Below are 26,171 nucleotides of genomic sequence, written 5' to 3'. Positions count from 1 at the left end.
AGTTAGTATACGAATATATCATAATTCAACAATGTTTTCAGAAAATATTGAAAAATTTTGACAGAAACCTTATACTTTCCATAGAGGGAATTTAATGGGGATTTTATCTTTGTTTCATCTACACAATATTCGATAATTTGACACATAAAATATAAAAGTCGGTTAATTATCGTCTACTATGTAGCAGCAATTATGACCAATAATTAGGGAGGAATTACATTTGTACAAAGATAAGGCTGACTCACTAGATCAAGAATGGATTGATTTAATACTTGAGGCTCTAGATGCTGGCATTGCCCTGCAAGATATTGAACACTTTTTTCAACGTATGAAGCATACGAGCCAGGCTCAATAGCCTCGTTCTTTTTAACGAATTTTATGTTATAATATTCACATCATAAGACGACTACATATTGATAGAAAGGTGCGCAAATATGATAGGAGAACGTATAAAACGCCTTCGTTTACAAAAAGGCATTTCACTAACAGAACTCGCCGAAAAAGCTGGTGTTGCTAAATCTTACATTAGTTCTATAGAACGAAATTTACAAAAAAACCCTTCCATCCAGTTTCTTGAAAAAATTGCAGCTGTTCTACAAATTCCAGTTGATACTTTACTTCACGATGAAACAACAACGGAAAGTCATCTAGACTCCGAATGGACCCAGCTTGTTAAAGATGCGATGAGCTCTGGTGTCTCAAAAGAACAGTTTCGTGAATTTCTCGAATTTACACAATGGAAGAAAAATCAACAATAATACATAGTAAGGAGTGCTTAAAATTGGCACTTCTTTTTCTTTATAAAAAAAAGCGGGGGATACCCGCTTTTGATTTATTATTTTTCTTCGCCATCTGTTTGGCTTGCGTTGAATGTCCATTCTAAGTTCAATGAATCGCCTTGGAATTTGTTTTGATCTGTACCATCATCTTCGAATACAAATTGTACCCATAGATAGTCTTCTGTTCCAGCGTCTAAGCCACCTTTTTCACCCCACTCTGGAGAAAAGATATCTTTAGCTACAAGATCAGGATCAGCATTTTGTAAATCCGCTAAAGTTGTTTCATATACAGGCTCACTTTGCTTATCCCAGTTCCAAAGGAATTTCACTTTAATGTGCTTACCAAAGTCTTCACCAGCATTATCGTTTTTTGCATCTGTAACACTGTACTTTGTCGCTAATTTAACGTCTTTAATCGCTAAAGTACCGCTGTTCTTTAATAAGAACTCTTTCTTAACAGAATCCCCTGGTTTTAAATCTTTAATATCTACAAGCGTTTTAGGGTTTAATGTAAGATCTAACGTCCCAGCTGCAAATGTATTGTTCGATACTTCTTTATCACTAAAGAATGCAAATGTTCCTCCACCAATTAAAGATAACCCCAATGCCGCTGATGCAACTCCCATACCTAATTTCTTTTTCAGACTCACAATCAATTCCCCCTAGCTGTTTTTTGTATTTTTATCTCTTATTTCAAAATAAGAGGTGTAACTAAAACTATATTAGCTTAGCTAATATTTGTTCTTTTTAAAAACCTTAAGTTCATTATAACGAACGAAACTATATAAACACAATATATTTTTTGATTATTTTTATTTATCAACAATTTTTCTTTTTTTCAGAAAAGTATTGAGAAATAAAGTGAAACTTTAATCAGTGTTTTTTGTCCATCCCCACTGATTATTAGCCTTCACCAAATAGTGTGCGGCCAACTAACTTCTTCGCATTCGTTGAATTTTTTGGCCCTTATACCTTCAAAAAAAAACAAAGTAAATAGATGAGTAGTAGGGCTCTCTCATCTATTTGTCTTATGATTGTATTTATACCTTCCGAAATGCTGCTGTATTTTACTTGCTATTCCTATTTCTTCTGTTCTTCTTGTTTCTTGCTCTCTTCTAACTTTTTCGCTTCTTCTTGCTTCTTACTTTCCTCTAGCTTTTTCGCTTCTTCTTGCTTCTTACTCTCTTCTAGTTTTTTCGCTTCTTCTTGCTTCTTACTCTCTTCTAGCTTTTTCTCTTCTTCTTGTTTCTTACTCTCTTCTAGCTTTTTCTCTTCTTCTTGTTTCTTACTCTCTTCTAGCTTTTTCTCTTCTTCCTGTTTCTTACTCTCTTCTAGCTTTTTCTCTTCTTCCTGTTTCTTACTCTCTTCAAGGTTCTTTTGCTTTGTTGTTTCATCTACTAATAATTTCTCAAAAGCTTGAATTTGTTTATCAATTACCTGTACATTAACCTCTTTATCAACATACTCACAGTTTTCTTTCACTATATGAAAACCCGCATTCACATAAGAGAATACTTGCTTAGTGGATTCACTTTTATTTTCCTTTAACTCTTCTTTCACTTTGTTATACGGATTTTCTATTGATACATATACTTTTTGTAACAGTTCCCTCTCCGCAACAATTTTCTCACGTCCTTGTTTCCACGTAGCAAGTGTCTGTTCTAGCTCTTGAGTGGAAGTGAAAGTTAATTTTGATTTCATCTCTTCATACTCATGCAAAATAACTTCCTTATGTTGCTTAGCTTGCTCTGTTAACTGATCAACTGTTTTTGGAAAAATACTTGCTGTAGAAATAGTAGCCTGCACTTTCGTCTCATGAATGAAAGCTGCTTCGGTATAAGTCATCATTTGAGAACCTAAATAAAAAGTAATAGAGCACAAACATGGCAATATAAGCATCTTTTTGAATTTGCGAGGTGCCTTCAGCATCTTAATCTCTCCTATCGAACAACTCGTTCTTTATCAAGAACTATATCTTTATTATAATAAAGTGAATTACAAAATGAAATACAAATTATGTTTCTTTTTACATTTCTCTTTTAACACAAAAAGAGACTACCACTTTTGATAGTCTCTTTTTGTTGTCATTATTATTTCGTTTCACCATCGCCTTGTTGTGCATCAAACGTCCAAGTTAATTGTAACTTGTCGCCTTGGAATTCATTTTGGTCTTTTTTATTATCAACGAATTCAAATTTCACTTTGAATTTATCAGATTTACCTGCAGAAATACCTTTTTCATCCCAGAACCAAGCAGCTAAATCATTATTTACTGCTGTAAGTGTATCACCCTTCAATTTATCTAATGTAGTTTCTTTCACAATCGTCTCATGCTTATCTACATTTTTTAAGAATGTTACTTTAATATGTTGGCCAAAATCTTCTTTATTATCTTTCTTCGTATCTTCTACACTATAGTCTGTTTTTAATAGAACCTTTTTAATATCTAAAGATCCTTTATTTTCTAGTTTAAATTCTTTTTCAATTGTATCACCAGGTTTTAAATTCGATACGTTAACAACTGTTGATGGATTTAATGATAAATCAAGCGTACCAGCCGCAAATGTATTATTTGACACTTCTTTATCGCTAAAGAATGCAAATGTTCCTCCACCAACTAAAGCTGCTCCTAGTACTGCCGATGCGATACCCATCCCTAATTTTTTCTTTAAAGTCATGTCCAAATCCCCCATAATATATATTTGTTAATTTCCTAGTAGGAAATTATAACTAAGATAACTAGACGGATTGTTCTACTTTTTTATCTTTCTTTTCTCCGTCGATGCTACGAATAGCGCCAAAAATAGAAATCGCGGAATAGCCAAGTAAAAAGACTCCTGGAATAATAAGAAGTAATGCTGCTCCCGCTTTTGAACTCGCATAATTCAGTCCATAACCAACGTATGGAACTGTAATATCTGCATATTTTCCGATTACATTCTCTGCAAGTACTGGTGCTAAATCTGGTCCGTTGTTGTTATCCCCTTTTGTTTCATACATTACTTTTCCGTTTATATCTTTCACACCGATAATACGATGAGTGACAATTTTGTTATCTTTCTCTTTAAACGTAATAACATCACCTTTTTGATATTTAGAACCATCTTTCGTTGGCTCGATCGCAATGATTGATCCTGTTAAAAATGTCGGTTCCATCGACCCTGAAAGAACACTTTTAAATTGATAGCCCATCACTGTCGGGTCCCCACCACTAGCTTTTGAAGAAATAACTACAAAAGCTAAACAAACCATTACTGCAAATAAAACAAATGAGATAACGTTGCTAATCACCTTCCAAATTAATTTCATCGTCTCTCTCCCTCTCCGTTGTTTTATATTATTTGAAGTATGCAATACCCACCTCGGTTCTCTAACAAGAACACAACTAAATAATATAACGAACGATAGAGGAATGCAATAAGAAAATTTACAATTATTAGTTATTAATAAGGGGTGTATTAACGCAAAAAAGACCGTGACAAAATCTCATCACAGTCTCCATACTAGCCATTTTATTTTTCTTCTGATTTCATCCCTTGGTTATTTCGGCGCAGCACTACATATAAAATCGCTCCAAATAATACAATCGCACCTATTCCAACACTTATCACTTTCACATTCGATTCCTTTACTTCAGGTTCAACTGTATCTTTTTTAGGCATCGTAAAAGTAACATCTTCTTTTGAAAGAACGTTTATCGTCGCAATTGTTTGATTATTCTTCGTGATATCCACTGCACCAACTACCTCACCACGGTGGATTCCTTTATGATACAACGAATCTTTATCTAATGAAGCCGCCCGGAAAGCCGTTCTCACATTTTTCCCTTCATCTTTCTTAAGCATAAGTTCTACACTTTTTTCAAGTTCACTATCAATATCTTTATTTAAATACGTTGTCTTTTGATGCCAACTATGTTTATCTAGTACCGTTTGCTTCACAAATTGACCAAAAGAATATTCCGCCATCTGCTTTAAATCTTCATAAATTTCAGGTCTTTGAGAAGCCATTACTACATTTATAATACGATTTCCATCTTTCTCATTTAATAAAACGAGCGTATTGCGCGCTTCATTCGTAAAACCCGTCTTACCACCAATACTATATGGATTTTCAAAATAAGTAGACTTATTAAAAATAGAAACCGTCTGGCTAGACGTCGTAACCGTCGTCCTTTTCGTATTCATCGCTTGTAAAATCTCAGGATACTTCTGCACCCCTCTTGTAATCATGGCCATATCATATGGCGTCGTATAATGATTTGGATCATGCAGTCCATTTGGCGTTACAAAATGGCTATCTTTCGCCCCTAATTGTTTCGCCTTTTCATTCATCATATTAGCGAAATTTTCAACACTTCCTCCAATACGCTCCGCAATCGCATACGACACATCATTCGCACTCAGCACCATTAAAATCATAAGTGCAGTATTTCTATTAATAGTTTCACCAGGTTGAAACTCAATTTGATAATTACTCTTCTCTTGATCTAATGCTAATTGTGAAAACGTAAATTGATCCTCTGGCTTCGTATGTTCCATCAGTAAAATCGCCGTTAACACTTTCGTTATACTAGCAGGAAACGCACGATGATGTGCATTTTTGTCGTACAACACATCTCCTGTTTTCGCATCAATCGTAGTCGCAAACTGACTAAAAACATTCGGCCCTTCCGCAGGCGGCGGTGCCACTTGCTCCGGATTTACTCCAATATTCGTCTCAGCATATAACGTCATAGGTGTCAAAAAAAATAAACAAATAACCATAATAAAAACCGAAATTTTCTTAAAATTTACCATATGACTCTCCCTTTTCACTTTACTTTCACATTCTATAAAATAACTCTACCAATCTATATGTAATTTGTATTAAATTGGAAGAATATTCACTATTTTTTACTATATCACACTTTTACGATGAGGAACATAAATATACAACAAAAAATAAGAAGGAATTACTCTTTCTTATCCTTCTCATCAATCAACGAATCTATTAACTTTTGCCCAGCTTCCTCGGCTGTAATCTCATCCGTCATACCCATAAACGACCAACCTTTAGAATCGACCCACTCTACAAACTCTTGCAAAAACTCATCATGTGTCACATCCACATCAAGAATCGATCCATTAATTGAAATCGTTCTATTTCTAGACACGCGCATCTTGAACGTTTTTCTTACCATTACAATAATTCTCCCTCTACTCCTGAATATTTATAAATATCTTGTACTTCATTTATACATGATTTCTTGAAAATTGTAAAAAGGATATATTGGCCAAATCGCATACTGAAAATGAAAATCTCTTATTATATAATTCTCAAACTGCATTCATTTGATCATAAATTGCATAATACATCCATATAAAAAAAACAAAACAACTTACATTTTATCACTTCAAATACAAATGACTTTAGTACAATAAAATAGAATATACTAGAAAAAACTGAAAATGAGGAGGAACTCCATGGCGTGTTGCACGTATTGTAAAAAGAAGTGGAAAGTAAAAGATGTATGGTCAATACTCTTGATATTTGAAAAAGATTGTCCATATTGCTCCGGAAGGCAATATCTATCAAAGAAAACATTGAACGCTATGCCAGAACTTATAAGCTTACCTTTACACTTCTTATTCCCTTTTCTTGTTGATTTGAGTGATAAAGGTCCTTTGGATTGGTATCGGAAATCATAACACCTCAGCATCTTCTACTTATTAAATATAAAAACATACATACTAATATACCTCTGAAATAAATCTATTTTCTATTACACTACCTCTTTAAAAACTTACTACACAAAAACATTGTAAATTTTCAGTTAATTATATATAATTGCTTTAGCATGATTATTAAAGATGCTATTATATAAGTATTTTTGAAGATCCCGTAGCTCAGCAGGGAGAGCGCCACCTTGACAGGGTGGAAGTCGTGAGTTCGAGCCTCTCCGGGGTCATACTGATAGAAATCGTATCAAATTAACGTTTGATGCGGTTTTTTATTTATTTAAACTTATCCTCAAAAACACCAGTGGTCACAGAATTGGTCACATTCCCTACAAAATCTCTTCTATTTTGTTTACCGCATCTTCTTGCATCATTGGCAACACATGTGAGTAAGTATCCAATGTGATTTTGATTTTACTATGTCCTAATCGTTCAGAAATCACCTTCACTTCTAACTTATCTACGGTTAGCTAACTACTTTACTTAAACTGATATGCAAGTTCAATAATCTTATGAACCTCAAGGTGTGATATTTAACTTATATAATTAAACTCAGATATACTATTTTAGTTCCTCTAATTAACACAAAATAAGACCCCGCATCCCAGCAAGGCCTTCCAAACAAAATATAACACTACTCATATCACTTGGTTTTCAAAATGGCATTTCAAACTTTTACTGTATTCCGGAACATCTAAAGTAATATTTAAATCAGCTGTACTCAAGTATTTTAAAGCTAAATACATTGCATATAGTTTTGCATCTGATTTTGTTTCAGTAACGATAATATGTAAATCAAAAGTCCTATATTTCTTCTTCAATTCTACAACTTCATCTATAACATCTGCAGGGTCAGCACCGATCTCAGATACAAAAAGATATTCATCTTCATGTGTTATGACAAATAAACCTGGTAGATGAGAATTTTCATCTATAAAAGAAAAAATATCCCCATTTATAACAAATAACTCGAATTTTGAAGAAGATTGGACATGTTTGTGTAAAACTAATAAACTCGGCCTTAAATCAGCAGGATCAATTCGTACATATTCATCAACTAAGTCGCTTGCATATTCTAAGAAAGCTTCAACATCAAAGTTTTCCTCCTTAGAATTAGCTTCTCTAAGCTTCCAAGTAAATGTTTCTGAGGGAAACCTAATTCCACTGTGAAAAAGAACATCATCATACTTCGAAGTGGCGACATGAATAAGATTAGCAAAATACAAAACTTTAACTATGTAAAAATCACTAAGACCTAAAGAACGACATAACTTACGACAATATCCCGAGTACAAATCAGGATTATCCTTGAAATTATCATACCAATATTGACTCATTACTCACCCTCCTTTACCTATTATATTTTAATATAAAGATTTTATATTGTAAATGTATAATTACCCTCTTTATATAACTCATCATTCAATAAACCATGAATATAAAAAAAGATGCTGGCACAAGCCAACATCTTTTCTATAACTCCTATAAATTTTCACACTAAATTTTGTAAGTGATCTTTCTTTCAATTCGTCACCTTTGTCTCTTTTAAATGCAAATTATATTTTTCTGATGTATGTATTTTTAACTCTTCTAATTTATTAATTATATCTAAAGAGTTGAAGGTTCTTCTAAAAAATGCTCGTGTCCATCTTCATTTAGTCGTATTTCTCAAACAAAATTCTTATTACGTACTTAAAAAAATTTATAAGTGCTCCGCCATTTAAGTTTTGTGCCTTGAATGTATTTATAATTTGCTCAACAGATGGATTATACGTAACTACTTTTTCAAAAGTTGCCGATTTCCATTTCATAACGCCTACTACTCTCTAGTAAATTCCCTTTTCAACATATGCTTTCACTATTGCTTTTAATTCGTTTCAGCACAATCTATCTTATTTTGACCAGCTGGCTGATTTAGATTATAACAAACTGATTGTCCAACTGCATTTGTCTTATTAAAAATTAATTGATTATTAGAAGTAAGGGTAACTTGAAATGTTCTATTTTTTACCACTTCCTTTATTTTCTTCTCTTTAGTATCATATCGATACTCCATATCAGTTTTAACGTTATATGTACTTGAATTCCCTATTCTTTCAGGTGCTTCTTGCAGCGTAATATCATACAGATCTATTTTGAATTTGTTAGTATGATGTTTTATGTAATCTTCTGTAGATACATATGTAGTAGTTCCCTCATCATAAAATTTCTTAACTAATGAAAAATCTCCCTCATTATGTGCTTGCACATAATTTTTCGAATAATCTTTCAGTTGTTCCTTAACAACTTCGTAGCTATTCGTAGCCGTTTCTTCTTTCTCTGAAACAGTTAAACTTTTAAAAACACTAGAATTTTTAATCACATTCCCCCCAAAGGCATAAGGACACTCTGCCAAAAAGGTGCAAGGATGTACACCTCTATTATTGGAACTATCCAATACAATGCTTTTTTAAAAGATCCCACTTCAAAAAACACCAAATATATAATAATCTTTTATAATTACTATAGAGTTCGAGTTCAATCAAACAACTTTTCTTCTTTCATGGTAAGTGTAAATAGTTTATATTTTCTACAACAAGCCCTCTACTTGATTGACTCCTTTTAATTAAAGTACTTGTTTTAACATCGGCCTTGCTACTCTATACCCTTCACTATTAGGTTCTTTTACAAGTATGGGACGCCTTTCATCCTCTTCTTCTAAAATCATTTCAAATACTTCTGTTTTTTCTTGTAATATGTTGGATTCACTATCTTTAGTAGGCTCTTTGCTTGTTTCAATTTTCTTTGTCACTTCGCCAAGCTTTTTCCCGACTTCTTCTGCTTTTGCAGGTTCATTCGTAACGTAGTATTCCTGGCCCTCCCATACTAACATAGGTGGCACTTGTTCTCGTTTGTTACATATTATGTAAGTAATACTAGCTATAAGTAGTAGACATACTGCTATAAAGAAGATAGCTTTTTTATTCATATACTATTCTCCTTATCTATCATTTTATTGGATTATATAATATAGAGAATAGATAGCAAATGGGTTTTATGGTAATTTTTGTTTTATTTTTCAAAAAGAAAAACCTTACAAAAGTAAGGTTCCATTTTTAAATTCTATAGTGACTGATTTATTAAAACGATCATTACGATAATCGCTATAAACATAACAACTAGACAGCCGATCATTTTATAAAATCCTCTTTTCGTTAACGTCCCGCCTTGAACATCTTTACGAATAAATAAGAATACGGCTAAAAATAATACAAGCCCAATGCCAAAAGCATACATCATTTGCATATGTTAATCTTCCTTTCTCTCTTCCATCTTAATATCTTTTCGATAAAACAACAAATGAGATAAAAACTGTACTCATCGTAAGCGCCATAAGTATATTCAATAATTCAACCGCAGATAGTGTAATTACTTTTAGGTTCAAACCAATAGAGAAAAGAAGATAATATGCTGTTAGAGCAAAAAAGCTGAAGAACATCCCTTTATAACGAATGAGTTTCATTCGCTCATCTTTTTCTTTAAATTGCGGGTGCAAGTAGCTTAGGCAGAAACACATAATCATCATTGCAAGCACGGTATAAGTTGGAATTGGCGGTGCCGAATGCGTCATTATACCTGCTAATATCATAAATCCACTCATAATTAAAAAGATAATTCCCATAATAACAAAGTACTTTTGTGAATAATTCATCCTTTCTCCTCCTCTTCTTTTCCTTCATAAATAAATACATGTTCTATCGTTGTCTGAAATGTTTTTGCTATTTCAAATGCTAATGGAAGTGATGGATCATATTTCCCTTTTTCAATTGAAATGATGGTTTGTCTGGAAACCCCAAGTTTCTCAGCCAATTTTTCTTGAGATAGTCCAAATTTTTTTCGGTATTCGACCATTTTATTTTCCAAGGAAATTTCTCCCTCCTTCCTTATATCGAGTATATATGTAAAGGAGACTTTACGTCAAGGTTCCTTTACATTCATTTCGTTTTATTTTTCGTTCTATTTATATAGAAGAAACTTTTTCAACTTAATCATGTCTATTTTGAAATGAAACATGGAACAATGTATATATCCGTTACTATATCTCCTCCCCACTTTTGTGAAAATTTAATATCTCCATATTTGTTTTATTCTTTAAAACTATTTCATTCCTCTCCTTATTAGATGAAATGTGCTATTGTTTTTACGTTGTTTTTCGCCATATTTATAGAAACTAACGGTTTATGAAGCATTTTTTATGTTTAGCCACTTTTTTTGTAGAAATCCTTCGTTTTCCTTTCGATATTTAACACTATCGAAATAAAATTTACGCTAAATTCATAATTTTTTATTTTTTATACTATATTCCGTTATATTGTTGTATAATATCAATGAAAGCGCTTATTATTTCAATATACATAATTCAAACTAATCTTTATCGAAACATTCTAACAATTTTACTTATATTTAAATACAACAATTATAGTTATTAATGTAGGTATACCAAATATATCCACCCCATTTTTCTGTAAAATTACTTTATAACATGAAAGATTAACTTGGGTGATAAGTTATTGTGAATGTTTTTTTACAAAACAGATAAGTAATAGTGTTTGGTATTATGTAAATTATTGTAATAACATAAGAGTAAAGAAAACAATTACATTAATTTTTAGTTCATCAATTATTGAAAAAGAGCAAAATGCACCTTTTGTATAGGAAAAGGATTATATGCATTGGGAGGTTTAAACAAATGACGAGGAAGAATACAACGACAAACCCTTGGGCCAAGTTCCATGGTCCGAACCTTGGTTATGTTATTGAACAGTATGATCTTTACGTAACTGGAGCAGGTTCTGTTGATCCGGAATTACAAGAGCTTTTTGAAATTTTTGGAGCTCCTTCGTTTCAAGATGATGTCGTAACAGGGGACAACACAGCAACACATTTTTCTCCTCAAAACACAGGGAACATTGAAAAGATTCTTAAAGTCGTTCAACTTGTTGAACAGATTCGTTCTTTCGGGCATACGTTGGCTCACATCAATCCGATGGAAGATGCTGCAAATGGACAATCTCTTCTTGAAAAAGCAATGAACGAACTGAGCGATGCTGATTTGAAAGCGATTCCAGCTAAAACAGTATGGCAAGATGCACCAGAGGGTATTCACACTGCATTTGATGTAATTCATAGATTAAAAGACGTTTATACAAAATCTTTAGCTTATGAATTCTCACATATACAAGATAGTGAAGAACGCGTGTGGTTGCATCAAATGGTGGAATCAAATTTATTGCGTCAACCATTATCAAATAAAAAACGAACTGCTCTTTTAAAACGTTTAACTGCTGTTGAAGGTTTCGAGCAATTCTTGCATAAAACATTCGTTGGTCAAAAACGTTTCTCAATAGAGGGCGTTGATATGCTTGTACCTGTACTAGATGAAATTGTTTCAGAAGGTGCTAAAGGCGGCGTTGAAGATGTCATGATTGGTATGGCTCACCGTGGTCGTCTAAGCGTACTCGCTCACGTACTAGAAAAACCATATGGTCACATGTTTGCTGAATTCAAACATGCAAAAATAGAAGGCGCAGTGGCAAATGCTGGCTGGACTGGCGACGTGAAATACCATTTAGGTAGAGAGCAAGTCGTTGGTAATGAAGAAGTTAGCACTCGCGTTACATTAGCAAATAACCCGAGTCATCTTGAGTTCGTTAACCCTGTTGTTGAAGGTTTCGCACGTGCAGCTCAAGAGAATCGTAAAAAATCTGGTCTTCCAGAACAAGATACTTCAAAATCATTCGTAATTTTAGTTCATGGTGATGCTGCATTCCCTGGTCAAGGTGTTGTGTCTGAAACACTCAACTTAAGCAGATTAAATGCATACCAAACTGGCGGAACGATTCATGTTATCGCTAATAATGCAGTCGGCTTTACGACTGATAGCTATGATTCTCGTTCTACTAAATACTCAAGCGACCTTGCAAAAGGTTTCGATATTCCGATTGTTCACGTAAACGCTGATGATCCGGAAGCTTGTCTTGCTGCTGCTAACCTTGCAATCCAATATCGTACGTTGTTCAAAAAAGACTTCTTAATCGATTTAATCGGTTACCGTCGATATGGTCATAACGAAATGGATGATCCAGCAGTTACGCAACCACAAGTGTACAAAAAAATTAAAAATCACCCAACTGTAAGAGCAATTTATGCAGATCAATTACAATCTGCTGGCGTTCTGAATGCAGATGAGATTGAAACAATTACTCAGTTTATACAAGAGGAATTAAAGGCTGAATACGCACAAGTGCCACCAGCTGATACGAGCGCTGCAACAATTCACGTTAAAGTTCCAGAGGTTGTTGCAAAAGGAATTCAATCGATTGACACTGGTATTTCAATTGACTCCCTTCGTGCAATTAATGAAGGACTATTATCTTGGCCTGAAGGATTTAACATATATCCGAAAGTGAAGAAAATTCTTGAGCGCCGTAAAGATGCTCTTGAAGAGAATGGTAAAATTGAATGGGCACTTGCTGAATCGTTAGCATTCGCTTCTATCTTACAAGAAGGCACGCCAATTCGTTTAACTGGTCAAGATTCACAGCGTGGTACATTTGCGCATCGTCATATCGTATTACACGATACTGATACAAACGAAACATATTCACCATTACATCGCTTACCGAACATTAACGCTTCATTCTCTGTTCATAACAGTCCGTTATCAGAAGCTGCTGTTGTTGGTTATGAATATGGTTATAACGTATTTGCTCCAGAAACTCTTGTTATGTGGGAAGCTCAATATGGTGACTTCTCAAATACTGCGCAAGCATTATTTGATCAATATGTTTCAGCAGGAAGAGCAAAATGGGGTCAAAAATCTGGTTTAGTTCTTCTATTACCACACGGTTATGAAGGTCAAGGGCCAGAACACTCTAGTGCACGTCCAGAGCGTTTCTTACAATTAGCTGCTGAGAATAACTGGACAGTTGCAAACTTAACGAGCGCGGCACAATACTTCCATATTTTACGTCGTCAAGCATCTATCTTAGGAACAGAAGCTGTTCGACCGTTAGTGCTTATGACGCCAAAGAGTTTATTACGTCATCCACTTACGCTTTCAACTGCTAGTCAGTTAAGCGAAGGACGTTTCCAACCTGCTTTAGAACAAGAAAACCTTGGTACAAAGCCAAATAAAGTAAAACGTCTTGTTTTAAGTACAGGTAAAATGGCGATTGACTTAGCTGCAGAAATTGAGTCTGGAAAACATGAGTACAACTTAGATGAAGTTCATATTGTTCGTATTGAACAGTTGTATCCATTCCCTGCTGAAAAAGTTCAATCTATTATTAAACGCTTTAAAAACTTAGAAGAAATTATTTGGGTTCAAGAAGAACCTCGTAATATGGGTGCATGGCATTACATGGCTCCAATTCTGTTCGAACTAGCTGGAGATAAAGTAAAAACAGGTTACATTGGACGCCCGGATCGTTCTAGCCCATCTGGTGGCGATCCATTCGCTCACAAAGCTGAGCAAGAACTAATTGTTGCACATGCTTTAGATGTGAAGTACAACTTCCGTCAAGATAAACAAGAAATTGAAGTTTTCAGCAACTGAAAGTAACAACGAATTTCATTAGCTCGACTTGGGCAGATATTCTGCCCAAGTCGAGCTAATACATGGAGATTACCGAAGATTAAAGAAGACAAAACACACCGTTAGGCAAATAAGGGGAGGACATTTAAAATGATCGAAATTAAAGTACCTGAGCTTGCAGAATCTATTACCGAAGGAACTATTTCACAATGGCTTATCAACGTAGGTGACAAAGTTGAGAAAGGTGGCAGCGTTGTTGAGCTTGAAACTGATAAAGTCAATGTAGAAATCATTGCAGAAGATTCAGGTATTGTATCGAAGTTACTAGGCGAACCTGGGGATACAGTTGAAGTTGGCGCAACTATCGCAATTTTAGATGTAAACGGAGCACCGGTTGCAGTAAGTACACCTGCACCACCTGCTGAGCAACCAAAACAAGAAACTACTGAAGCACCGAAAGCAGAAGCTCCAAGTGCTGAACAAAATAAAGCGTTACAAGGTTTACCAAATACAAATCGTCCTATCGCATCACCAGCTGCTCGTAAAATGGCTCGTGAGTTAGGAATCGACTTAAACGACGTACGCAGCACAGATCCACTTGGACGTGTGAGACCACATGATGTACAAGCTCACGCTGCAGCGCCAAAAGAAGCACCAGCTGCTCCAAAAAGTCCAGCTCCTGCTCCAGTTGCAAAAACTGAATTCGAAAAACCAGTTGAGCGTGTGAAAATGTCCCGCCGCCGTCAAACAATTGCAAAACGTCTTGTAGAAGTTCAACAAACGTCTGCAATGTTAACAACATTTAACGAAGTTGATATGAGTGCGATCATGGAATTACGTAAAGAACGCAAAGATGCTTTCGAGAAAAAACATGATGTGCGTCTTGGCTTTATGTCATTCTTCACAAAAGCAGTTGTGGCAGCATTAAAACAATTCCCATTATTAAATGCTGAAATTCAAGGCGATGAGCTTATCATTAAAAAATTCTATGATATCGGTATTGCAGTAGCAGCTCCAGATGGATTAGTTGTTCCAGTTGTACGCGATGCTAACCAATTAAACTTCGCTGAAATCGAAAGCGAGATTCGTAATTTAGGTATGAAAGCACGCGATAACAAACTTTCATTAAAAGAACTACAAGGTGGTACATTTACAATTACAAATGGTGGCGTGTTCGGTTCTCTAATGTCAACACCAATCCTAAATAGCCCACAAGTAGGTATTCTAGGAATGCACAAAATTCAAGTAAGACCAGTTGCAATTGATGCAGAACGTATGGAAAACCGTCCGATGATGTACCTTGCACTATCTTACGACCACCGTATTGTCGATGGTAAAGAGGCGGTTAGCTTCCTTGTTGCTGTTAAAGATATGCTTGAAGATCCAAAATCATTATTATTAGAAGGTTGATAGACTATTAGTCTATTAAAGGCTGTAGAATGAATCATTCTACAGCCTTTTTTTATTGCGTTCATACGGGACAAATTGCATTACATAGACTAATAATGTATGCCTAGAACGTAAGGAGGATTAAAATGAATAACCTTCCAGCTCATGCAAAACTGAAAGCAAATAAAGATACTTTCTTCCTCCCCGATTCAAACGGGGGTGTCTATTTTCGAAATAACGCCAGTTCATTCCGCATGGACGGTGATGGGATTTATAACTGGATTGAAAAATTAATGCCTATGTTTAACGGTAATTATTCTTTAGCAGAAATAACCGATGGTCTCCCTCTCCCCTATCAAAATCGTGTATTTGAAATTGGAGATATTTTATATGAAAATGGTTTCGCCCGTGATGTAAGTCAAGATGCTCCTCATGAATTAAACAGTGCGTTACTCGACAGGTACGCTTCTCAAATTGAATTTTTAGAAGCCGATTCACATTCAGGTGCTTTAAAATTCGAGACGTACCGTGCGGCAAATGTCCTTATAATTGGTTCTGGAGATATGCTTACTTCCTTAGTTTCTTCTTTACTAGAGTCCGGATTACCTAAATTTCATTACCTTGTCACAGATTATGCGGAAACAAATTACGACCGAATTCATGAGCTAGTAGAACGTGCATATGAACTTGATGACAATGTACTTATTCAAGAAATAGATACTACAATAGATCGTCCTTTACATGAAGTATTCGAGCCTTTCGACTGGATTTTATACGTTTCTCAAAATGGAGATATTGAAAGTTTAAGAGCAATACATGCTATTTGTAGAGATGAGGGGAAAAATTTCATACCAGCTATTTGCTTATCAAGAGTCGGTTTAGCTGGCCCCGTCGTAATAGCAGATCGTGAAGAATGCTGGGAATCCGCATGGCATCGTCTACACGAAACTACTTTACAAAATGAAAATCCGCCCGAGCCTTTCTCACCAATCACATCTGCAGTGTTAGCAAATATTATCGTTTTTGAATTGTTTAAACATGTCGCTGACGATTTACACCGGCAGCATAATCCTCAATTCTTTTTATTAAACTTAGAAACACTTGAAGGAAAGTGGCACCCTTTTATAAAGCATCTTCTCGCAACCGATGAAATCTTTACAATTGATACGGTGCAAAATCTTCAAGAAAACCTTGCCCATCGTTCTGGACAATATACTTCAACTGAACTTTTTCGTTTTTTTGATACATTAACTTCTAAAGAAGCTGGCATATTCCATATGTGGGATGAACAAGATTTGCACCAATTACCTTTATCACAATGCTATGTTCAAGTTGCAAATCCATTATCAGACGGACCTACCTCTCCCCTTCCTGCTATAACTTGTGGTGGTTTAACTCATAATGAAGCACGCCGCGAAGCTGGTTTAACAGGAGTTGAAACGTATGTAGCTGAAATGATTCATCGTCTTATCCCCGAACATACTGATATCGGTATTGGTGCTGGGGAAACGATGACAGAAGGTGTATACCGTGCACTGCAAAAACATTTAAATAATAAGTTGTGTGAACGCCAATCACATATGCTAGAAGAGGTTACAGAGCTTGATTTAACCGAAATTCATGATAAACATTGTAGGTTTTACTACGATGCTCTCTCTACAATTCATGACATACCTAAAGTGGGAATGAGTGAGGAGTTACTTGGTTTTCCTGTCATTTGGATTGGTATAAATGATAGATGGTACGGTGCGGCAAATATTAATATAACATTGGCATTAAGAAACGCTCTGCAACAAGCACTCCTTCATATTCAAAATGAAGAGATTCCTTATAAAGCTAATATTTTGCCAGAATCATCCGTTGTTGTATATAGTACAGATTCTGTTAGAGTAGCAATACAAGAAGAGGAAGAAATTCCAGGCGTACAGTCTTTACAAGTTGCCTTACAAAATTTAACGGAAAATAATTTTTATCCATTCGTTTTTGATTTAGCCATTGAATCATTTTTAAGAGACAACTTAGACGGTGTATACGGGGTATTAATTGCAAAGGAGGACGGTCTATGACTCAAAATATATTGCTTATAGGAGATGGCCTACTTGCAGACTATGTACATGATCAATTATGCAAACAATATTCCATCATTCGCCAGCATACAATTACAGACGAACTCCCTGAAAATATTCACCTCACTCTCGTATTACATGACGGCTCTCCTTCTACTATTCATCAGGATGCTGAGCTGACATTTCGTTCGAATCATATTCCGTGGCTTCGTGCATTTACTTCATTTGGTGAAGGCGTTATCGGTCCTTACATTCATCCTCTTGCAACGGGATGTACCCATTGTGCCGATGGACGACGCTTTATCGCTGGATTTGATCAAAAAGAAATGTGGGAACTACAGCGGAAATATGCGTTAAAAGCGGATAACGAGACGAGGCGTGATGTACGTGCGACTCAAAATGGGATGTTACAAATGTGTCAGCTCATTCATGCTGAAACTGAAAAAATATTAGCTCACGGACATTCTTCTTTAGAAAATGAAATCATTTTACTAAACTTACAAACCCTGCAATGTACACGGCATTCTTTCCTTCCAGACCCTCTCTGTCCTGTATGTAGTATTTTACCTGATGATACTGCGGATGCGGCAGAGATTTCTTTACAACCGAGCTTAAAAACAAGTACTGAAACGTATCGCTGTCGTTCTATTCATGAGCTAAACACATTTTTAACGAGAGACTATTTAGATTACCGGACTGGTATTTTGAATGGAAAAATGCAGCATTCTTTATTGCCATTTGCTGACGTCATTATAAACATGCCGTTACTATTCGGAAATGAAGGTGTTGCAGGCCGAACTCATTCATTTGCACTGAGTGAGGCAACTGCTATTTTAGAAGGTTTAGAACGATATTGCGGTATGTCACCTCGTGGGAAAAAGACAAATGTGCATGGTAGTTTTCATGATTTAAAGGATCATGCACTGAATCCCCTCACACTCGGTGTGCATACAAATGAACATTATAATCGTAATAGTTTTCCGTTTAAACCATTTGATCCTGATTATGAACAAAACTGGGTATGGGGATATTCTTTATCACAAAAACGGCCACTTTTAGTTCCAGAATCAATCGCCTATTATAGCCTTGGTCATAGAGATGCTTTTGTGTATGAAACATCAAATGGATGTGCGATTGGTGGTAGTTTAGAAGAGGCCATTTTTCATGGCATATTAGAAATCGTAGAGCGCGATGCTTTTTTACTCACATGGTATGCAGAATTACCTCTTCCTCGTCTTGATCTTAGTTCAGCAAATGATACTGAATTACAATTAATGATTGAGCGCTTGCGTACGATTACTGGATATGAATTACACGTTTTCAACGCAACAATGGAACACGGTATTCCGAGCATTTGGGTGATTGCGAAAAACACGAGGCAAGATGGGATGAATCTCGTCTGTGCTGGTGGTGCTCATATGGAGCCCATTCGAGCAATCAAAACTGCGATTCATGAAATAGCTGGCATGTTACTTATATCAGATGATGATTTGGAACAAAACAAAGAAAAATATGAAGACTGTTTACGTGATCCTTATCTCGTTACGCAAATGGGTGATCATAGTATGCTGTACGGATTGAAAGAAGCGGAAGAACGTCTTCACTTCCTTTTACGTGAAAATGCTCCGGTGCAAACGTTTCAAGAAATGAGGGCATTACAATCATTTGATATGGATTTAACATCTGATCTTCATCAACTTTTAAACAGGTTACATCAATCTGGACTTGAAGTAATCGTTGTAGATCAAACCGTTCCTCTCATAGAAAAGAACGGATTACATTGTGTAAAAGTATTAATTCCAGGCATGCTTCCAATGACATTCGGACATCATCTCACTCGGGTTACAGGGCTGGATAGAGTGTATACCGTACCAATGACACTTGGATATATGGCTGAGCCTTTAACGAATGAACAATTAAATCCACATCCACACCCGTTTCCATAGTAAAGGAGGGGATTTCATGCAGCTGGATGCTTTTTTACATCATCTCCATTTTTCTATTGATAAAATTATGCCGAATCATGAGGTAGACTGGGACGACGCACCACTTCCTTATAAATTATATCGAAATTTACCAGTCATCCCTCTCTCTTTAGAAATCCCATTAACTTTGCGGAACTCTTCTACTAAACCTAACTTAGAGGAAATCGGGCATTATCTTTGGTACTCATTTGGTTTAACACAATTATGTCAACCTACTACTAGCCTAGAAAATAATAAAACAACGACTCTATTTCGAAGATTCATCCCTTCTGGGGGTGCTTTATATCCAAATGAATTATATATGTATTTAAAAATTGATCATTATCCAGACGGCATTTACCATTATGACGCCGCGCATCACCGTCTTATCTTACTTCGCGAGGGAAATTTCGATTCTTATCTTACAGAAGCACTCGGCAATCGTTGTAACATACATTCTTGTTTTGGCGCAGTATTTGTATCCACTATGTTTTGGAAAAACTTCTTTAAATACAATAACTTTTCATACCGGCTTCAAGGGTTAGATAGTGGTGTTCTAATCGGGCATTTACTTGAATGTGCAAAACAATTCGGTTACATGAATGGAGTATATTTCCAGTTTCTAGACCGAGCAATGAATCATTTACTTGGACTGCCTGAAGGCGAGGAAAATGTGTATGGTGTTATTCCTCTAAGTACAGAACCACAGAAAGATTGGTTTCATAATGATTACCGTGAAAATACAACTGTTACTTCTCATGACTTGTTACAGCAAATCCCGCCGTTAACACATGAGCATTTCGTTCGCTCAAAGCATGTAGATGAATATCCGATGATAACAAAAGTTAACGCAGCTTCTATGATTGAATCGACAGAACATTTCCAAACATTAACTCAAGAAAATCGACAGCAATACAGTGCACATGCTGTACAGCTACCTAAAGTGGAACGTTTATCCTATGATTTCTTACATCTTTGTAAAAAACGATATTCACCTGATGCTGACTTTACTTTAACAAAATGGGATACTCGTTCACTTGCTACTTTATTACAAGAAGCGAGCCTCGCCTTCCCTTATTACAACGATCTTGATGGCAATTCTTTAAATGAAAACGCACGACTCTCATTATATGGATGTTTTTATAACGTAACAGGTATTGAAAACGGTGCTTACGCTTATAACAGTAAATTACATTCCATACAGCCAATACGATATGGAGATCTTCGTTATTCCCTTCAATCAAGTATGACGATGGATAACGTAAACCTTTTTCAAGTACCGCTTTGTCTACATGTAGTCGGAAAGAAAGATTACTATACACATACATTAGGCTATAGAGGATATCGTATTCACCAAATGGAAGCTGGTATACTCGTCCATAGACTTGTTTTAGCTGCGACTGCTATGGGAATGGGTGGCCATCCTTTACTTAGTTTTGATACAAATTCATGCGATCAATTGTACGGAATAGATGGCGGCAATGAAACATCTCTCATTCAAATTCCGGTTGGGGCGTATCGAGCGCGTAATTGGTTGAAGGGGTATTTGCATAATTAGAAGCACGCCGATTAATGGCGTGCTTTTTTTAGAGGAGTTAAATTATTAAAAGCGAAATAAGTATATATTCTTACATAAAAGGAGCGTTTAAATTGGGCATTTTACAACGTTTAATCGAACAAGCGAAAAATCCTCGCGGGACAATTGGTTCCTCAATGCTTCGTATTATGAATGCTGCGCATATGAGACTGACAAATTGGGCTTTACAAAAAATACATATACGTGAAGATGCAATCATATTAGATATCGGCTGTGGCGGTGGTAAAACAATACAAACTCTTTCAAAACGAACTCCATTTGGGAAAATTTACGGGATCGATTACTCCGATCAAGCTGTGAAAAATTCTATACAGACGAATACAAAAGATGTTCAAATGAAAAAAGTAATTGTTCAACAAGCAAGTGTCTCCTCTATTCCATATCATCCGGACTTCTTTGATCTCATTACCGCTTTTCAAACCCACTATTTTTGGCCTGATGTTGAGAATGATATGAAAGAAGTATTTCGCATCTTAAAATCGAACGGATCCTTTTTATTAGTTGCTGAAACTTTTAAAATTCAATATCATATGGATAAATTTAATACGACAGAAGAATTAGTAAACCTTTTTTATAAGACGGGATTTACAAGCGTGAAATATTACGAAGAAAGAGGTTGCCTTTGTGTAATAGGAAATAAGTAAAAAAAGCAGCCCTTTAAGGTCTGCTTTTTTTACTAGATTAATTTAAAGATACTCTTAATTTGTCTTGCAAATAACCAATTTTTCGTACCGTAGTTATCATTTAGACTGTCTAAATCGATAGATTTCCCGTTAGCAAACTTTAGTTCTAACGTTGTATTTTTGTCATTTGTTTTTAGATTGCTATTTGTAATGTCATCATACTTTAGTTTCTCAATTTCAACATACTCTTCTTTTTCTTGTCCGATAACGACATGATCTTGGAAGAAGAACAATACTTCTACTTTCTTACCGAAACAAAATACATTTTTCGTATAAATTAATGTCGCGTTATCAAGTCCGACACATACTTCTTTCATTTCTTCAACAACGTGTCCAAAGTCTTCTTCATTTCTTGCGTTTGATTCAGCAATCCATTCTTCAATTGTTTTCATGTTAATTGCCATGTTGTACCCCCTGGTTCGTTCATTGCTTTGTAAAAAAATAAATACTATATGACAATATAAGCGATAAGTACTATGTTTTCAAGGGTGAACGGTATATTCAAAATAAAGTTAAATTTCAAAGTAATATATTAGGGGCACCTATTTAATTATATTTTAAACGTTTGAACGAGGCATTCTTCATCATCAATTAGCTGTGTTTGCTCGTCAAATTCAATATTCAGTTCTCTATATACTTTCTTCCAAAAAGAAACAGCTGGTACATTTTTTATAAGTTCAATAACGAAATATTGTCCTCGTTTCTCTTCTAGTAAATTTTCCATAACCTTTTTTCCGATTCCTTTTCCCTTATATTGATTCAATATGAAAATATCATTAATACCAAAGTCGTTTTCTTTCTTCAAAAATGGACGTTCCAATAGTAATAAAAATCCTACAATACTACTATCAACTTTTATAAAATACGGAGTGATTCCATCATTTTTCCAAAACATGTCTAAATCTTCGTATTCAAAAAAACCATCCGCTCCAATCGTTATATTAGTCGTAAATTTAGAGAGGTCATGAAGATATAGTGAATATAAATTACGTAAAATCATTTTTTCTGATTCTTGAACTTTTTGAAGTGCCACAACCATTTTTAAGATCCCCTCTCCTATATAGAACTATTTCCCAAACCTCTTTATTCGACAAAATTGATTACTCCCCTTTAACGAAAAAAAATAGCACTTAAAAAGTGCTATTCCGCTCGCCTTGCCGCTTGTTGTATTGGATCCCAAACGCTGTTATATGGTGGTGCGTAACTTAAGTCGACATCTTCTAAATCGTGAATACTCATTTTATTGAAAAGCGCCATCGCGATCACATCAATTCGCTTATCTACACCTTCTTCTCCAATTACTTGACCGCCTAACAATTGTTTCGTGTCGGCGTGATATAGTAATTTCAAGTAAAGTGGTTTAGCACTTGGATAATAACCTGCCCTATTTGTTGAATCTACTTTGACCGTTTTATATGAGATGTTTAGCCCTTTCGCTTCTTTTTCATTTAAGCCTGTTCTTGCAAGCGTCAGCTTCATAAATTTAATAATGCCTGTACCTAACGTACCTTTAAATGCTCTTCGTTTATCAACCATATTGAGTCCGGCAAGTCGCCCTTGTTTATTTGCAGTCGTTCCGATCGGGATATGATCATGAGTTTCCTTTATAACATGGTAATGTGTTGCACAATCACCAGCAGCATATACGTCTTTCACATTTGTTTGCATATAAGCATTTACTTCAATTGCACCTTTAGGATTTTTACGTATGTTTGTCCCCTCAAGAAAATCGGTATTTGGTTGTACACCGACAGATACTAAAACGAGATCAGTTTTGTACGCCCCTTTATCCGTCTCCAGTTGTTCTACTCTTTCTTTTCCTTTAAACGCTTTTACATTTTCATTTGTTAAAATTTCAATATTATGTTTGTCTGCTTCTGTATGTATATATTCCGCCATATCGGCATCATAAATTGTACCGATATGATCGTTCCGCTCAATCATTCTTACTTTCTTACCAAGTTCTACAAATGTTTCTGCCATCTCTAGACCAATCGCACCACCGCCAATAATTGTCACATCTTCAACTTTACTCGTTTCAAGTGTACTTAATATGCGCTCAGCATCCGGAATTGTTTTTAAAAGATGAACACCTTGTAAATCTTTACCTTCCCAATCCGGCATAACAGGTCGCACTCCGGTCGCAATTAATAAACGGTCATACGAAAATTCAAATACATCTTTCGTCTTCGTATGTACCGCATACACAATTTTCTTTTCCGTATCTACTTTCGTTACTTCATGACGCACTTTCGCATCAATTCCATATTTATCACGAAACGTCTTTACATCGCGTGCAATTAACTTTTCAGTAGAGGCGATAACACCACTAATCACATACGGTAATCCGCACTGAGCATATGAATAGATTTCACCTTTTTCTAACGTTACAACATTTGCAGTTTCATCATTTCTAACAATTTGCATCGCTGCACTCATACCAGCTGCATCCCCACCAATAATGACATAGTTCACTTTACCACTCCTTCTTTTTACATACTCTTTACGATTTCCATATTTTATAGAAATAACACCTACTTAAATTGTAAAGAAAAAGAATTTAATCTACAAATTTGGTGCACAAACCTATGCTTTAATAGGTAACCGTCGTGTCTTATAAACAAGAAATTTAGTATGCTATAACAGTAACTATTGAAAGTAGGTGAAACATACATGTGCGCCGGCCTTCTCGTCCAGCTTCCAGAGGAACCGATAGAACCGAGACCCGCCCTCCCGCTTGAACAAGAGTTTACCGTTAGCGTAACTTTATACAGTGCACGTGCTTGGTTATCTGATAATGACACTTTCTCACAAACTATTTGGAAATCGACTCGCTTTGCTTCTGCATCACACGCTCGCAAATCCATCTTCCCAGTTGGTACTGTTAAAATTGTAAACTTTTCTGAGGATACAATAACGGTTACTATATCATCAGAATCAGATGATGCTCTCAAAATAGTCGTTCCCCCTCGTTCTGAAGTTGCTTTAACGTCTAGTTCTTTATCTGATGTGCAAGCAAGTACATCAGGAAGAGCAAGTAAAGTCACATTCCTCTTTCACATCTTTTTCTCAAGAGATCCTGGTCCAGCTACACAACCATAGAAAAGGTACAGTAATATACACTGTACCTTTTTCATGCATTCTATTCTCTTGATTTAATCAGTTCAACATTATAAGCTTCCACACTCGTTAACGTTCCTGTAAAATACGGATTCTCTCTATACCAAGACTGTTTTGAAAAATATGCTTGCATATCTTTCGTTTGAAACATATGTCCATGCCTTGCGTATATTTCATTTCTAGCAATTTTCAACTGTTCTTTCGATAAATATGTTAAGTCCGCACTCGTTAATTTTCGAATATCACTATCAGGGAAGATGAAACCATTATATACATAATGAGTAGTAGGAGGCGGAGTAACATTGTAAACAACTGTTTTTTCTGTACTTTTCTTTTGGAATGGAAGATTATAAGACGAAAGTGCCGTTACCGTTTCTACCTTTGTCGTTTCCCTTCCATTTTCTCCATTTCGTTCTAAATAAATCGCCGCACTTCCATCAGTCGCTACCGGTCCCCACGTAATTTCTTCTCCGGTCAACGCAGTAACTGGCTTTTGATTCACGTACAATGTTGCACCAGGCGCATTCGTTTGAACTGTAATATATTGCCCTTGCAACGTTAAATCTACCGTTACATTATTTTGACTTTGTTTTATAAGTACAACCTTTTCCTCTCGTGATAGTTTTACATAGTCATTTTTATATTCCGCTTGAAACACTTGAGTCCCTGGAAGAAACGGTCCATATTGCTTCTCAAACTTTTTATCATTTGTCTTATCAATTTCTTTTCCGTTCATTTTTAATAATGTACCTTTTTCATTTGAAAGCAGAGTCGTATAATACGTCTTCGCTTTCAATTTATACCGATCAAATATAAAGAAATACTTTCCGTCTTTCGTTAAAGAAAGATCTGCTCTTTCTATTCCATCTCCTTGTTTTTCACCTTGCCTCAAATATTCTTTCAATTCATTCACGTAAGATGGATTTTCTTTTATATATGAAAATAGAGGCGTTACACTCTCTCTCGTGACAATAACGGCTGGATCATCTGCCATGATGATCTCAGCTAATTTCTCCCCGTCCCTCTCTTGTAAAATAGTAATCATTCGGTCTACTTGTGCCGTTTGCTTATAATACGATGATCCATACAAATACAATCCACCAATTACTATAACAAGTACTATTAAGAGTGTAATGCCAACTTTTGTACCGCCGCTCATTTTCTTCTTTACTACAAGACTTTCCCTCTTCATCCCGCAGTTTTGGCAAAATTGCACTCCATCTTCATACTGAGCTCCGCACTTTGTACATACATTCATCCATTCAACCACCTTTTCA

Annotated in this window: 26 protein-coding genes, 1 tRNA gene and 2 pseudogenes; 11 read left to right on the top strand and 18 right to left on the bottom strand. The window is 35.5% G+C overall.

Annotated features, from left to right (window positions below; genetic code table 11):
• The first annotated feature begins 220 nt into the window (after positions 1-220).
• Both LUS72_RS06460 and LUS72_RS06455 read left to right on the top strand, forming a co-directional pair.
• Positions 221-355 carry an anti-repressor SinI family protein gene (locus tag LUS72_RS06460; protein ID WP_002011474.1) on the top strand — a complete coding sequence of 45 codons (135 nt, stop codon included), beginning with the start codon at positions 221-223 and terminating at the stop codon, positions 353-355.
• A 79-nt stretch (positions 356-434) separates the two neighbouring features.
• Positions 435-758 (top strand): helix-turn-helix domain-containing protein, encoded by a 324-nt coding sequence (locus LUS72_RS06455; RefSeq protein WP_002011473.1) that lies wholly within the window; start codon positions 435-437, stop codon positions 756-758.
• Between the two features lie 77 nt (positions 759-835).
• On the opposite strand, the gene calY is transcribed toward LUS72_RS06455, so the two are convergent.
• The 6 genes from calY to LUS72_RS06425 all read right to left on the bottom strand — a co-directional run bounded on the left by calY (position 836) and on the right by LUS72_RS06425 (position 5,961).
• Positions 836-1,429: a biofilm matrix protein CalY gene (gene calY / locus LUS72_RS06450; RefSeq protein WP_097830131.1), complete on the bottom strand. Its 594-nt coding sequence runs from the start codon at positions 1,427-1,429 to the stop codon at positions 836-838.
• A 430-nt stretch (positions 1,430-1,859) separates the two neighbouring features.
• On the bottom strand, positions 1,860-2,708 hold the full coding sequence (locus LUS72_RS06445) for a DUF4047 domain-containing protein (protein WP_264448709.1): 849 nt from the start codon (positions 2,706-2,708) through the stop codon (positions 1,860-1,862).
• 161 nt (positions 2,709-2,869) lie between these two features.
• On the bottom strand, positions 2,870-3,457 hold the full coding sequence (locus LUS72_RS06440; protein WP_097830129.1) for a CalY family protein: 588 nt from the start codon (positions 3,455-3,457) through the stop codon (positions 2,870-2,872).
• 61 nt (positions 3,458-3,518) lie between these two features.
• Positions 3,519-4,088 carry a signal peptidase I SipW gene (gene sipW, locus LUS72_RS06435; protein ID WP_097830128.1) on the bottom strand — a complete coding sequence of 190 codons (570 nt, stop codon included), beginning with the start codon at positions 4,086-4,088 and terminating at the stop codon, positions 3,519-3,521.
• A gap of 203 nt (positions 4,089-4,291) precedes the next feature.
• Positions 4,292-5,578, bottom strand: a complete 1,287-nt coding sequence (locus tag LUS72_RS06430) for a D-alanyl-D-alanine carboxypeptidase family protein (protein WP_097830127.1) — start codon at positions 5,576-5,578, stop codon at positions 4,292-4,294.
• Positions 5,579-5,733: 155 nt separating this feature from the next.
• On the bottom strand, positions 5,734-5,961 hold the full coding sequence (locus LUS72_RS06425; protein WP_000251863.1) for a hypothetical protein: 228 nt from the start codon (positions 5,959-5,961) through the stop codon (positions 5,734-5,736).
• 283 nt (positions 5,962-6,244) lie between these two features.
• Between LUS72_RS06425 and LUS72_RS06420 the strand changes: the two genes are divergently transcribed.
• A complete protein-coding gene (locus tag LUS72_RS06420) occupies positions 6,245-6,469 on the top strand; it encodes a hypothetical protein (RefSeq protein WP_097830126.1) in 225 nt (74 codons plus the stop codon).
• 187 nt (positions 6,470-6,656) lie between these two features.
• Positions 6,657-6,729, top strand: a tRNA-Val gene (locus LUS72_RS06415).
• A gap of 99 nt (positions 6,730-6,828) precedes the next feature.
• On the opposite strand, the pseudogene LUS72_RS06410 reads toward LUS72_RS06415, so the two are convergent.
• The 8 genes and pseudogenes from LUS72_RS06410 to LUS72_RS06375 form a co-directional block, all read right to left on the bottom strand.
• Positions 6,829-6,954 (bottom strand): annotated as a pseudogene (locus LUS72_RS06410) (site-specific integrase); the annotation flags it as partial.
• A gap of 183 nt (positions 6,955-7,137) precedes the next feature.
• Positions 7,138-7,836, bottom strand: a complete 699-nt coding sequence (locus LUS72_RS06405) for a hypothetical protein (RefSeq protein WP_097830097.1) — start codon at positions 7,834-7,836, stop codon at positions 7,138-7,140.
• Between the two features lie 203 nt (positions 7,837-8,039).
• Positions 8,040-8,310: pseudogene (locus tag LUS72_RS06400) on the bottom strand (hypothetical protein); the annotation flags it as partial.
• Between the two features lie 56 nt (positions 8,311-8,366).
• Positions 8,367-8,861, bottom strand: coding sequence for a TcaA NTF2-like domain-containing protein (locus LUS72_RS06395; RefSeq protein WP_097830096.1), 495 nt, complete (start codon positions 8,859-8,861; stop codon positions 8,367-8,369).
• A gap of 243 nt (positions 8,862-9,104) precedes the next feature.
• A complete protein-coding gene (locus LUS72_RS06390; protein WP_098361673.1) occupies positions 9,105-9,467 on the bottom strand; it encodes a hypothetical protein in 363 nt (120 codons plus the stop codon).
• 134 nt (positions 9,468-9,601) lie between these two features.
• Positions 9,602-9,784: a DUF3976 domain-containing protein gene (locus LUS72_RS06385; RefSeq protein WP_001178300.1), complete on the bottom strand. Its 183-nt coding sequence runs from the start codon at positions 9,782-9,784 to the stop codon at positions 9,602-9,604.
• A gap of 28 nt (positions 9,785-9,812) precedes the next feature.
• Positions 9,813-10,190, bottom strand: coding sequence for a hypothetical protein (locus LUS72_RS06380; RefSeq protein ID WP_001109920.1), 378 nt, complete (start codon positions 10,188-10,190; stop codon positions 9,813-9,815).
• Positions 10,187-10,402: a helix-turn-helix transcriptional regulator gene (locus LUS72_RS06375; RefSeq protein WP_002011455.1), complete on the bottom strand. Its 216-nt coding sequence runs from the start codon at positions 10,400-10,402 to the stop codon at positions 10,187-10,189. Before LUS72_RS06375 ends, LUS72_RS06380 begins: the two co-directional genes overlap by 4 nt.
• An 826-nt stretch (positions 10,403-11,228) precedes the next feature.
• On the opposite strand from LUS72_RS06375, the gene odhA reads away from it, so the two are divergent.
• The 6 genes from odhA to LUS72_RS06345 all read left to right on the top strand — a co-directional run bounded on the left by odhA (position 11,229) and on the right by LUS72_RS06345 (position 21,735).
• Entirely contained in the window at positions 11,229-14,096 is a 2,868-nt protein-coding gene (gene odhA / locus LUS72_RS06370; protein WP_097830094.1) for a 2-oxoglutarate dehydrogenase E1 component, read from the top strand.
• A 129-nt stretch (positions 14,097-14,225) separates the two neighbouring features.
• Positions 14,226-15,485 (top strand): 2-oxoglutarate dehydrogenase complex dihydrolipoyllysine-residue succinyltransferase, encoded by a 1,260-nt coding sequence (odhB, locus tag LUS72_RS06365; RefSeq protein WP_097830093.1) that lies wholly within the window; start codon positions 14,226-14,228, stop codon positions 15,483-15,485.
• Between the two features lie 125 nt (positions 15,486-15,610).
• Entirely contained in the window at positions 15,611-17,530 is a 1,920-nt protein-coding gene (locus LUS72_RS06360; RefSeq protein WP_097830092.1) for a putative thiazole-containing bacteriocin maturation protein, read from the top strand.
• On the top strand, positions 17,527-19,476 hold the full coding sequence (locus LUS72_RS06355) for a TOMM precursor leader peptide-binding protein (protein ID WP_097830091.1): 1,950 nt from the start codon (positions 17,527-17,529) through the stop codon (positions 19,474-19,476). The genes LUS72_RS06360 and LUS72_RS06355 overlap by 4 nt, the downstream gene beginning before the upstream one ends.
• Before the next feature lie 16 nt (positions 19,477-19,492).
• Entirely contained in the window at positions 19,493-21,052 is a 1,560-nt protein-coding gene (locus tag LUS72_RS06350) for a SagB family peptide dehydrogenase (protein WP_097830090.1), read from the top strand.
• A gap of 92 nt (positions 21,053-21,144) precedes the next feature.
• On the top strand, positions 21,145-21,735 hold the full coding sequence (locus LUS72_RS06345; RefSeq protein WP_097830089.1) for a class I SAM-dependent methyltransferase: 591 nt from the start codon (positions 21,145-21,147) through the stop codon (positions 21,733-21,735).
• Between the two features lie 32 nt (positions 21,736-21,767).
• On the opposite strand, the gene LUS72_RS06340 is transcribed toward LUS72_RS06345, so the two are convergent.
• The 3 genes from LUS72_RS06340 to LUS72_RS06330 form a co-directional block, all read right to left on the bottom strand.
• Positions 21,768-22,178 carry a DUF3908 family protein gene (locus tag LUS72_RS06340; protein ID WP_097830088.1) on the bottom strand — a complete coding sequence of 137 codons (411 nt, stop codon included), beginning with the start codon at positions 22,176-22,178 and terminating at the stop codon, positions 21,768-21,770.
• Between the two features lie 146 nt (positions 22,179-22,324).
• Entirely contained in the window at positions 22,325-22,813 is a 489-nt protein-coding gene (locus LUS72_RS06335) for a GNAT family N-acetyltransferase (RefSeq protein ID WP_097830087.1), read from the bottom strand.
• Positions 22,814-22,914: 101 nt separating this feature from the next.
• The gene (locus LUS72_RS06330; RefSeq protein WP_097830184.1) at positions 22,915-24,249 is read right to left on the bottom strand and encodes an FAD-dependent oxidoreductase; all 1,335 of its coding nucleotides are present in this window, start codon (positions 24,247-24,249) and stop codon (positions 22,915-22,917) included.
• Positions 24,250-24,447: 198 nt separating this feature from the next.
• On the opposite strand from LUS72_RS06330, the gene LUS72_RS06325 reads away from it, so the two are divergent.
• Complete coding sequence (locus tag LUS72_RS06325; protein WP_097830086.1) at positions 24,448-24,876, top strand: hypothetical protein; 429 nt, start codon at positions 24,448-24,450, stop codon at positions 24,874-24,876.
• Positions 24,877-24,916: 40 nt separating this feature from the next.
• On the opposite strand, the gene LUS72_RS06320 is transcribed toward LUS72_RS06325, so the two are convergent.
• Complete coding sequence (locus LUS72_RS06320) at positions 24,917-26,152, bottom strand: TcaA 3rd/4th domain-containing protein (protein ID WP_097830085.1); 1,236 nt, start codon at positions 26,150-26,152, stop codon at positions 24,917-24,919.
• Positions 26,153-26,171 lie beyond the last annotated feature (19 nt).

Source organism: Bacillus cereus, assembly GCF_025917685.1.
Lineage (GTDB): Bacteria > Bacillota > Bacilli > Bacillales > Bacillaceae_G > Bacillus_A > Bacillus_A cereus_AT.
The sequence above is the reverse complement of the archived record's forward strand: the minus strand, read 5'-3'. Positions and strand labels throughout refer to the sequence as shown.